General features: G+C 62.2%; 10 protein-coding genes and 2 tRNA genes. 3 read left to right on the forward strand and 9 right to left on the reverse strand.

Translation table 11 applies throughout. From position 1 onward, the window contains the following. Positions 1–799, reverse strand: a 799-nt coding sequence (locus tag LDL37_RS01545; RefSeq protein ID WP_290793317.1) for a TolC family protein, incomplete at its 3' end; no start/stop codon positions are given. A 230-nt stretch (positions 800–1,029) separates the two neighbouring features. Next, positions 1,030–1,659, reverse strand: coding sequence for a protein-L-isoaspartate O-methyltransferase (locus LDL37_RS01550; RefSeq protein WP_290793320.1), 630 nt, complete (start codon positions 1,657–1,659; stop codon positions 1,030–1,032). Positions 1,660–1,921: 262 nt separating this feature from the next. Here LDL37_RS01550 and LDL37_RS01555 point away from each other — a divergent pair. Then, positions 1,922–1,995, forward strand: a tRNA-Cys gene (locus LDL37_RS01555). Positions 1,996–2,015: 20 nt separating this feature from the next. On the opposite strand, the gene LDL37_RS01560 is transcribed toward LDL37_RS01555, so the two are convergent. The 4 genes from LDL37_RS01560 to LDL37_RS01575 all read right to left on the reverse strand — a co-directional run bounded on the left by LDL37_RS01560 (position 2,016) and on the right by LDL37_RS01575 (position 5,540). After that, a complete protein-coding gene (locus tag LDL37_RS01560; RefSeq protein ID WP_290793323.1) occupies positions 2,016–3,329 on the reverse strand; it encodes a methyl-accepting chemotaxis protein in 1,314 nt (437 codons plus the stop codon). A 291-nt stretch (positions 3,330–3,620) separates the two neighbouring features. Next, positions 3,621–3,695 (reverse strand) — tRNA-Asn (locus tag LDL37_RS01565). 105 nt (positions 3,696–3,800) lie between these two features. Continuing rightward, complete coding sequence (locus LDL37_RS01570) at positions 3,801–5,165, reverse strand: PleD family two-component system response regulator (protein WP_290793326.1); 1,365 nt, start codon at positions 5,163–5,165, stop codon at positions 3,801–3,803. A gap of 6 nt (positions 5,166–5,171) precedes the next feature. Continuing rightward, a complete protein-coding gene (locus LDL37_RS01575; RefSeq protein ID WP_013480598.1) occupies positions 5,172–5,540 on the reverse strand; it encodes a response regulator in 369 nt (122 codons plus the stop codon). 177 nt (positions 5,541–5,717) lie between these two features. Here LDL37_RS01575 and LDL37_RS01580 point away from each other — a divergent pair, with 177 nt between their 5' ends. Both LDL37_RS01580 and LDL37_RS01585 read left to right on the forward strand, forming a co-directional pair. Then, positions 5,718–6,185 (forward strand): RidA family protein, encoded by a 468-nt coding sequence (locus LDL37_RS01580; RefSeq protein WP_290793334.1) that lies wholly within the window; start codon positions 5,718–5,720, stop codon positions 6,183–6,185. Positions 6,186–6,308: 123 nt separating this feature from the next. Further along, on the forward strand, positions 6,309–7,457 hold the full coding sequence (locus LDL37_RS01585) for a GNAT family N-acetyltransferase (RefSeq protein WP_290793337.1): 1,149 nt from the start codon (positions 6,309–6,311) through the stop codon (positions 7,455–7,457). A gap of 440 nt (positions 7,458–7,897) precedes the next feature. On the opposite strand, the gene LDL37_RS01590 is transcribed toward LDL37_RS01585, so the two are convergent. The 3 genes from LDL37_RS01590 to LDL37_RS01600 form a co-directional block, all read right to left on the reverse strand. Then, positions 7,898–8,641 (reverse strand): ATP12 family protein, encoded by a 744-nt coding sequence (locus LDL37_RS01590; RefSeq protein ID WP_290793339.1) that lies wholly within the window; start codon positions 8,639–8,641, stop codon positions 7,898–7,900. A 43-nt stretch (positions 8,642–8,684) separates the two neighbouring features. Next, positions 8,685–9,353 carry an HAD-IA family hydrolase gene (locus LDL37_RS01595; RefSeq protein ID WP_290793341.1) on the reverse strand — a complete coding sequence of 223 codons (669 nt, stop codon included), beginning with the start codon at positions 9,351–9,353 and terminating at the stop codon, positions 8,685–8,687. Position 9,354: 1 nt separating this feature from the next. Then, a partial coding sequence (locus LDL37_RS01600) for an RluA family pseudouridine synthase (protein WP_290793343.1) occupies positions 9,355–10,000 on the reverse strand: 646 nt, incomplete at its 5' end.

The raw sequence follows: 10,000 nt of genomic DNA on the forward strand, positions 1-10,000 counted from the left end.
GGGCGGCGGCTTCGGCCCACTTGGCGGCGCTCAAAGACGGGTTGTTGGCTTCGGCGCGATCCAGCGCGGCGTCAAACGTGACGGGCAGGTTGGGCAGGCCCGGCACCGGGTCGAGCGCGGTGGGGGTCTGACCGACAATGGCCACGTATTGTGCGCGGCTGCTGTCGAGTTGGGCGCGGGCCTGCGCCAGAGAAGCGGAAGAGGCCGCCAGACGGGCTTCGGACTGCGCCACATCGGTGCGCGTCAGTTCACCGGCTTCGAAACGGGCCTTGGTTTCATCGAGCTGGCGCTTGAGCACATTATAGTTCTCTTCGCCAATGCGCAGGGCCTCCTGGTCGCGGCGCACAGCGGTATAGACGCTGATGACGTCGCTCAACACCTGAGCCTCAACGGCGCGCAGATCCTCACGCCCGGCATTGACGTCGGCCTCAGCCGCCTTGACGCCCGACGACAGGCCACCGGAGGCAAACAGGGTCTGATTGGCCGACAGGTTCAGGCCCGTCGAGGAGCGCCCGGCCACACCCGTCGGGACATCGCTATAGTCCACGCTGGCGCCAGCGCTAAGCGTCGGGCCCAGACCGGAACGCGCCTGCACATAGGTTTCATCCGTGGACCGCTGCTGGGCGCGGGCGCGTTGCAAGGTGGGGTTATTGGCATAGGCCAGAGTAATGGCGTCGGTGAGCGATTCCGCGAAGGCCGAACCCGCCCCCAGCGCCAGAGCCGACACCGTCAAACCGGCCAGCAGGTACGCACGCAGTCCCTTACGGCCACCGGCAGGCTTGGACGAAAGCTTTAGCATCAAAATGATTCCCTTAAAGTAAGGGCAGCGCCACCCCCCGCCCGGCGGCCTTTCGACCCCGCATTGCGATGCGTTGCTGCCTTTGAACTGAAACCTACACTGCCAGAAGCCGGAGGCTTTGGCGAGTTACGGTTTTTTCACCTACGCATTTCTTGGGTATGCGACGCAAAAAAAGGCTGCGGTTTGATGCCGCAGCCCTTTCGGATTGATCGTCGGAAACGCAGATCGACTTAAAACACGAAGGCCGGAGCCTTGGCAAAGCCCGGCAGTACAGCGGTCGCCGCATTGAACACAAAGGCTTCGGACACACCGGCCTGAAGGCGGGTATAGACGCGGGCCTCGCCCAGAGCACCGCTGCGCACCACCACACCCAGGCGGCCATGCAGTTTCAGCGCGGCAAACCACTCGGCGGGCACGTCCTCGACCGCGCCTTCGCTGACGATGATGTCGTATTCACCGGCGACGGGCGTCTTGAGGTCCTGCACGACCAGCGAGATGCCCAGCGTCTTGAGATAGGGTTCGACCACGGTCTGAACGCGGGCATCGGCTTCCTGCACCGTGACGTCGAGACCGGCGTGCCTGAGCACAGCGGCGGCATAGGGCGCCCCGATGGCCAGCACCTTCTGACCGGCGACGGGCTTGAGCGCATGCAGCAGTTTGGCAAGGTCGCGCGGCAGCATCAGGGCGCGGCCCGGCGCAATCTGCGGCTCGACATCGCCATAGGCGGCAAAGCCCTGCCCGGGCGCGACCAGACGCTCGCGCTCAATGTGACGCATGGCCTTTTGCAGCGCGGGGTCGGTGACGTCGTTCACCCGCACCTGAGATTCAACCATGTTCTGACGGGCGGCGAAGTAATCCATCTGAGCCTCGAAGCATATAGACGACAGGAGTCGTGTCCTTATCCTGCGCTTATAGGCGTTTGCAAGGCGCGCTTCAATGCACCGCACACCCCGGTTTTGCATTTTTCAGGAAAAGTGACAGCGTTCACGGTCGGGGCACGCTGACCGCAAGCCCGGCGCAACCCTTGCGATCCCAAATTCAAAAATTCTGTATATAAACCGTGACAATCCCATTGCAGCCGCAGGGCCGATCTGATAGCTGAGCCTACCGCTAATGTAGTGAGGCCTGATGGCGGAGCGGTTACGCAGCGGATTGCAAATCCGTGTAGCCCGGTTCGACTCCGGGTCAGGCCTCCAAATCTCCCCAAAAAATCGAACTACGCCGCGCGCAGGGACTGAATGAAGGCCTCGATCTGGCCTTTCAGATCACCGGCCACGGCCTGCACCGAGCGGGATTCGAGCGAGACGGTGCCCGCCGCCTGATCGGTAGCAGCGGCCACGTGGCGCACGGCATCAATGTCGCGACCCACGCTTTGCGCCCCTGAGGCCAGGGCATCGACCGTGCTGGCGATGTCGCGCGTCGCCGATTGTTGGGCACTGACCGCCTCGGCAATGCCGTCAGCCGAAGCGCGCAGTTCCTGAATGACGCCGACGATGTGGCCGATGGCCTCGACCGCCTGAGTGGTGTCCGACTGGATGTGCGTCACCTTGTCCGTAATGTCGCGGGTGGCTTTTTCGGTCTGCTGCGCCAGCGTCTTGACCTCCGAGGCCACGACGGCAAAGCCTGCCCCCGCCTCCCCGGCGCGCGCCGCTTCGATAGTGGCGTTGAGCGCCAGCAGATTGGTCTGACGCGCGATCCCGGAAATAATGTCCACGACGGCGCTGATTTCCTCGGCGCTGCGGTTCAGGCGGCCCATGATTTCGGACGTCGCCTCGCTTTGGCCCACGGCCTGCGCCGACACTTCGGATGAGGCGACAGCGGCCTGAGCAATGTCTGAGGCGCTGCTCGACAGGCCCTGCACAGTTTCGGCGACGTGGTGCGCCTGCCGCGAGGTGGCCTCGGCCGTGGCGGTGACGTTCTCAATGCGCGAAACGGCGCCCTTGGCCTGTTCGCTCATGGTTTCGGCCGAATCGGTCATGGCTTCGGACGAGCGGCTCAACCCCACGATCAGGGCCGAGACCTGCGCGTGCAGACGCTCCCCCATTTCCTGAAGCGCCTTTTGACGCTCCTGCGCCAGCACCTCGGCGCGGCGGGCGTTTTCGGCCTCCAGCGCGATCAGGGCGCGGCCATTGCCCCGGAAGATTTGTAAGGCCCGCGCCATGGCACCGATCTCGTCCGAACGCTGCGCCCCCTCGACCTCGGCTTCAAAGTCGCGTTCGGCAAAGCGCGACATCAGGCGGCTCATGCGCTCCAGAGCGCTGAACACTTCACGGTCAAAATAGACGATGGCCACCAACCCGGCCAGACCGACCCCGATCGCCACAACCCAGATGCCGGCCCGGAAGGTCTCTGCCGCCGCCAGCAGCGGACGTAACTGCGCCTCGCTTTGCGGAGCCGTTTCAAGCGTCGCCTCAAGCCCGCTGATCACCGCCCCCTCGTGTCCCAGAGCCACAGCGGTCAGCGAAGCCAGCAGAAGAAGGAACAGGGCGAAGAGGCCCCGGATACGGGCCTTGATGGGCGGCAGGGTCACGGCAGCATCTTTCAACGGAAAAGAGAGATGCCGCCATGCAACCGGATAGCGGTTAACAAGCCGTTGCAACGGGCGTAAAAACCAACAAAATCGGCGTAACGCGAGTCTTTATATTAACTCTTCATTAAGGCAAATCGGGTCAACTCAGCCTGTCTTTGCTTTTTTGAAGACACCCACCATCACCAAACTTTTCAACCCGGTCTTCTGGCCGGGTTTTTCTTTTTGGTTGAACAGGGCGTGAGATATAAAGAAGGCCCTGCGCGCGGGGCGGCAGGGCCTTGTCTTTGTAGCTGGCTCCCCGGGCAGGATTCGAACCTGCGACCAATCGATTAACAGTCGATTGCTCTACCGCTGAGCTACCGAGGAATGTTTCACCAGCGAGGAGGCGGCCTATAGCAAGGCTTGGGGGACGATGGCAAGCCTAAAGCTGAAATTTATCCACGAGATTGCGCAAATAGCGCCGACCATGCCTCAGGCCGCGCGCAGGATCACGCGGTTGCGGCCCGACTGCTTGGCCTCATAGACGGCTTCGTCCGCGCGCTTGATAAAGGCTTCCAGCGTGTCGCCAAGCCCCAGCAGGGACGACACCCCGACCGACACCGTGACATCCAGGGTGCGGCCGTCGGGCAGGCTGAACGGCGCTTCGGCCACGGCCTGACGCACGCGCTCGGCAATCGTCTGCGCCGCGTCAGCGGGCGTGTCGGGCATCAGCACCACAAACTCTTCGCCCCCCAGACGGCAGGGCATGTCGATCGCCCGCACGTTCTGGCTGACGCGGCGAGCAAATTCCTTAAGCACCTCATCACCGGCATCGTGGCCAAAGCCGTCATTGACGCGCTTGAAGTGGTCGATATCGAGCAGAAGCAGCGACACCGGGTCATCGGTTTTCAGATGCCGGCGCATCAGTTGCGTCAGTTGTAAATCCATAAAGCGGCGATTGTTCAGACCGGTCAGCGGATCGGTGACCGCCAGCTCCAGCGAGCGGTCCAGGCTGGCGCGCAGGAAGTCGGCATAGCGCTTGCGGCGGATCTGCCCGCGTGCCCGCGCCAGCAGTTCCTGCAAATCGACCGGTCGCGGCAAGACGTCGCTGACGCCGAGTTCCAGCCCCTTGAGCAGGGTCGGGCGTTCATCGGGATTGAACAGACCCAGCACCGGCAACTGCCGCGTCAGTTCGGACGAGCGCAGATGCGCCACAAAGCGCAAGGGGTCGAACTCACGCGCCGCCAGGTTCAGCACCAGCAGGTCCACACGACCCAGAGCGATTTTCAGCGCCGCCTTCGGATCGGTTTCGTAGGCGCAGCGGTGCTGTTCGCCCAGCGCCACCATCAGCCGTTCGGCCTGACGCACCTGGTCATCGAGGATCAGCACATTGCCGGGCGCCGTCATCTGACGGTGCAACTGGCTGGCGTCGATCAGGCCCATGCGGCGCGAGGACTGTTCGCGCTGACGCAGTTCGTCGGACAGGTGCTTGAGCCGCACCAGCGCCTTCAGCCGCGCAAACAGGATCACGTCATCCAGCGGCTTGGTCAGAAAGTCATCCGCCCCGGCCTCAAGCCCGGACAGGCGGTCGTCGCGCCCGTCGAGCGCCGTGACCAGAATAATCGGGATATGTCGCGTTTCGGCCAGTTCTTTGAGCTGGCGCGTCACCTCATAGCCATCGACGCCCGGCATCATGACGTCCAGCAGGATGATGTCGGGCTGTTCAATAATGGCCGTCTCGATGGCTTCCTGCCCCGAATGGGCGGTCACCACATCGTAATAGTCGGCCTCCAGCTTGGCCTGTAGCAGGCGGACATTGGCCGGAATATCATCAACGACCAGAACCTTGGCTGTCATTGCGCCCTACCCCAGATAGCGGCGAACGGTATCGAGGAAGTGCGAAACGGAGATAGGCTTTGAGATATAGGCCTCGCAGCCGCCTTCGCGGATACGCTCCTCATCGCCCTTCATGGCAAAGGCGGTCACGGCCACGACCGGAATGTGCGACAGCTCATCGTCTTCCTTGAGCCACTTGGTGACTTCAAGGCCGGAAATTTCCGGCAACTGAATATCCATCAGGATCAGGTCCGGACGGTGCTTGCGCGCCAGCGACAGGGCCGACAGCCCTTCACCGGTTTGCAGCGTCTCATAGCCCTGCGCATCGAGCAGATCATGAAACAGCTTCATATTCAGTTCGTTGTCCTCAACAATGAGAACCTTTTTCGCGCTCATAAGCCTGTATTCCGTGTGGGGGTCGCGATTCGCGGCACCGCGTGTCACTGAGCCACACCCTACCCGAACTGTCTTAAGCCGAGGTGAAGGGGATGGAAACAAAGTGTAAATGGCCGTATCGACGCCTCGCCCCGGAATGCCTATAAGCGGGGTATCGTTTTTCAGGAGACCGAATCCATGTCGAAGATCGAAGCCCGCCTCCAGGAACTGGGGATCACCCTGCCCGTCCCGGCCGCCCCCGTCGCCAACTATGTGCCCTTCGTGCGCAGCGGTAACCTGATCCACATTTCGGGTCAGATTTCCAACGACGGCACCGGTCGTTACAAGGGCACGGTCGGCGTGGATGTCTCGCTGGAAGACGCCACCGAAGCGGCGCGCGTCTGCGGCATCAACCTGCTGGCCCAGATGAAGGCCGCCGTGGGTGACCTCGATAATGTGGTGCGGGTGGTCAAGCTGGGGGCCTTTGTGCAGGCCGGTCCGGACTTTTATGACGTGCCGCAGGTGGTCAATGGCTGCTCGAACCTGATGGTCGAGGTGCTGGGCGAAGCCGGCAAGCACGCCCGCTCGGCTGTCGGTGTGTACAAGATTCCGCTGGGCTTTGCCGTCGAAGTCGATGCGGTGATCGAAGTGGCGGATCGTCGATAAGGCATTTCACCACGAACGGCACGAACCACACAAACGCTACTCATCATCGGTTCGTGTGGTTCGTGCCGTTCGGGGTTTTAAGTGACTTGCCTGCGGCTTTTCCTACGTCGTAAGGTGAAAACCATGCCCGTGCCCGCCCTGACCGCTGCCCTGCACCGCTCGATCAGTGAGATCGACCCCGCCGTCTGGGACGGGTTAAAGGGCGACGATAACCCCTTCAACAGCCACGCCTTTCTCGAAACGCTCGAACAAACGGGCTGCGTCGGCGAAGACAGCGGCTGGGTGCCGCATCACCTCAGCCTGAGCGATGAGGCGGGCACAGTCCGCGGCGTGATGCCGCTCTATCTCAAATATCATTCGATGGGCGAATACGTCTTCGACCATAGCTGGGCGCAGGCCTATGAGCGCGCGGGCGGGCGCTACTATCCCAAACTGCTGTCCGCGTCGCCCTTCACGCCGGTGACGGGGACGCGGCTGTTGTCGCCAGACCCTGAGGTGCGCGCGGCCTTGATCCGCACGGCGGTGCAGCTCTGCGATACCAACGGCCTGTCGTCGTTCCACGTCAACTTCCCCACACCTGACGAATGGACGCTGATGGGCGAAAGCGGCCTGCTTTTGCGGCAGGATCAGCAATTCTGGTGGAGCAATGCGGGTTATCAGAGCTTTGACGAGTTCCTCGCCGCGCTATCGGCCAATCGGCGCAAGGTCATTCGTCGCGAACGCCGCGATGTGCAGGCAGCGCTAAGCCTGAAAATCCATAGCGGCAACGACATCACCGAGGCGCATCTCGATCACCTGCACGCCTTTATTGAGGATACCTACGACCGCAAATGGGGCTCGCCCTATCTGACGCGCGACTTCTTTTCGCTGATCACCGAGCGGATGCGCGATCAGATTGTGCTGGTGTTTGCCTATGACGGCGATCAGCCGGTGGCCGGAGCCATCAATTACCGCGGCGGTGACACCCTTTATGGCCGTCAGTGGGGCGCGCGCGTTGATGTGCCCTTCCTGCATTTCGAGGTCTGCTATTATCAGGCCATCGACTACGCCATCGCGCACGGGCTAAGCCGCGTCGAGGCCGGCACTCAGGGCGAGCACAAGATTTCGCGCGGCTACCTGCCCCACCCCGTCTATTCAGCCCACCATATCCGCGACCGCGCTCTGCGCGAGCCGGTGGCCCGCTATCTGACGCAGGAACGCGCGGCCGTCGCAGCGCAGATGGCCGAGTACGAGGCGGAACTGTCGCCATTCCGCAAACGCGATCAGGCATGAAAAAACCGCCGGTGGGGAGACCGGCGGTGCTTTTTTAGATAGGCGTGTCACCGACGATCAGGCGATCGGCAGGCGGTGGGCACGGGCCCAGGCGACAACCAGTTGCGACGCAAAATTTACCAGGAATTTCATAGGGGTACTCTCTCAGAGCGCATTCCGAAAAGTGTGCAGCGGTTTTGGCTTCGCCGAACTTCGTTTCGGAATCAAATGCGCGGCAAATAAGATTAGTTCGACGCCGAGCCGGGGGCAAAACCCAGGGCCAGAAGCGCATTCATAAAGCGTTCGATCAGCTTTTCCATTGTCAGTCCTCACACACAAAAAAGTTATGACAGCGCTGTCAATAGCACTTTTTGCACCTGCGAACAAGACCCTTGTCGTCACATTTGAAATTAAGGTCTGTAACGCTTCGTGTGAGGGGCGAAAAACGGGCCGTGAACACCTTACAAGGCCCTGAACCACGCCTCCAGATGCGTCAGATCATGACGCATAGCCGCCTCACGCTTCATCGCCTCGGCGTCCTCGCCCCAGGTTTCTTTCTGGAAGGTTTCGCCGACGCGCGACGCGGCAAAGGCCTCTTCGGCGCTCAGACGGCCCTTGTACAGCGCCAGAGCCAAGGCCACCGAGCCCAGCAGCGGAATGGCGGCCATCAGACCGGCGCGCGCATAGATAGACGCTGTGCTCAGGAGCGTTTTGACGCCTTCGATCGTCTGCACCGGCTGACCGCGCGCCATGATCGAGGTCTGCGGCATAAATTCAAGCGCCAGTTCACTTTTCAGCCAGTCGATGACCGGCCCCCAGGCCGCCTGTTCGCGGGCAATCAGGGCCTGCGGATAGTCGGACGGGTAGCAGACCAGATCGGTTTCGGCAAAGCGCGCCGCTTCGGCCAGCGCGGCGTCTAGGCCGCTGTCCATGTGGTCGAGCGCCGCAAACCCCAGTCGCGTCAGGGGCATGGCGGTGAAATCAACCGTCTCTTCGACCGCTTCCCATTCACGCCCGACCAGCGCCGCCAGCGCGAAATTGGGCAGCACCAGCGTGGCGCCCTTCGGCGTTTTCACCGCACGGCCATCAAGCGTCACGCCGTAGCCCGGTCCGTCGGCCTTGATCTCGACGGTCTTCCAGAAGCGTTTCGGCTTTGAGCCGATCTGATCACTGCGCTTTGATGGCGCTTCGGCCTTGTAGGTCATGTGTAGCCTCTAAGCATCCTCGCTTGAAATCAGGGGAGATGTTTTACATCAACTCCGGCACGAACCGGTCAAGAACCGCGCCCAGTTCGTTGAAATCGTGGACAATCTGCTGCGCGCCGGCAGCCTCAAGTTCATCGACCGTGTGGAAGCCCCACGACACGCCGATGGCCTGCACCTGTGCCGAACGCGCCATGCGCATGTCGTGCGTCGCGTCGCCGATCATCACCGCCTGATGCGTACCGACACCCAGCGCCGTCAGATTGCACTGAAGCATGTGCGGATGCGGCTTGGACGGGCCGTCATCGGCGCAGAAGGTGACGTCAAACAGCTCACCCCAGCCGTGCTTTTCGACGATGCGCGTCACGCCACGCCGCGAATTGCCCGTCGCCATGCCGATCAGCCAGTTGTCGTTTTTCAGCCGCTCCAGCGTTTCCTGCGCCCCCAGATACAGGGCCTCGCTAAAGTCCGGATCGGCATGAAAGGTCAGAAAAGCGTTCTGAAACTCGCGCGTATAGGCCGCCACGGTTTCCGGATCGAGGTCCGGGCGCATGGCCTGCAAGGCTTCAAACAGCGACATACCGACAATGGCACGCACCTCATCATAGGTGGGCGGTGTGAGGTTCAGCACCTTGGCCGCCTCGACCGCCGCGCGATGGATCGAGGCGCGGCTGTCGATCAGGGTGCCATCGACATCGAATACAGCGAGTCTCATCTTACCGTCGGGAGGCGCGGGTGGCTTTGCGGAAGGGTTCGGGGCTGGCCTCGTGCTCATCGAAACCATAGCGGTCGAACCCGGCCTGAATGACCGGATCGAGCGGCGCTTCGACGATCAGCGTGCCGTGCGTCGGGTGCGGGATTTCGATGCGCCGGTGGTGCAACTGAAGCCCCAAACCCTCTGACAGGGCTATGGATTTTTCATCCTTGTACTTGGGATCGCCCAGGATGCAGTGCCCGATGGCCTGCATATGGGCGCGTAGCTGGTGCGTGCGGCCCGTATGGGGGCGCAGCGCCATCCACGCCAAACGGTGCGCGGCGCGGGAAATGGTCACATATTCGGTTTCCGCCGCCTCGGCACCCGGCTCCTTGGGGTCAGCGGGCATGACCATTTCGCGGTCATTGATGCCCTTCTTGACCAGAGGCACGTCGATCACGCCCTCTTTGGGGTCGGGCGTGCCGGCGACCAGCGCCCAGTAGGTCTTATAGGCCTTGCGCTTGGCAAAGGCCCCGGCCAGACGCGCCGCCGCCGAGGGCGACTTGCCCAGCAGCAGCACGCCGGAGGTGTCGCGGTCGAGACGGTGGACCAGACGCGGCCGCTCCAGCCCCTCGCCCCAGGCCGACAATAGCCGGTCGATATGGTTT

The sequence above is a fragment of the Asticcacaulis sp. genome (assembly GCF_020217185.1).
Classification (GTDB): domain Bacteria; phylum Pseudomonadota; class Alphaproteobacteria; order Caulobacterales; family Caulobacteraceae; genus Asticcacaulis.

Bases quoted from the DNA above. Each gene is read 5' to 3' on its own strand.
- LDL37_RS01550 (WP_290793320.1), bottom strand. From the start codon at position 1,659: ATGGATTACTTCGCCGCCCGTCAGAACATGGTTGAATCTCAGGTGCGG.
- LDL37_RS01570 (WP_290793326.1), bottom strand. From the start codon at position 5,165: ATGACAGCCAAGGTTCTGGTCGTTGATGATATTCCGGCCAATGTCCGC.
- LDL37_RS01575 (WP_013480598.1), bottom strand. From the start codon at position 5,540: ATGAGCGCGAAAAAGGTTCTCATTGTTGAGGACAACGAACTGAATATG.
- LDL37_RS01580 (WP_290793334.1), top strand. From the start codon at position 5,718: ATGTCGAAGATCGAAGCCCGCCTCCAGGAACTGGGGATCACCCTGCCC.
- LDL37_RS01585 (WP_290793337.1), top strand. From the start codon at position 6,309: ATGCCCGTGCCCGCCCTGACCGCTGCCCTGCACCGCTCGATCAGTGAG.
- LDL37_RS01590 (WP_290793339.1), bottom strand. From the start codon at position 8,641: ATGACCTACAAGGCCGAAGCGCCATCAAAGCGCAGTGATCAGATCGGC.
- LDL37_RS01595 (WP_290793341.1), bottom strand. From the start codon at position 9,353: ATGAGACTCGCTGTATTCGATGTCGATGGCACCCTGATCGACAGCCGC.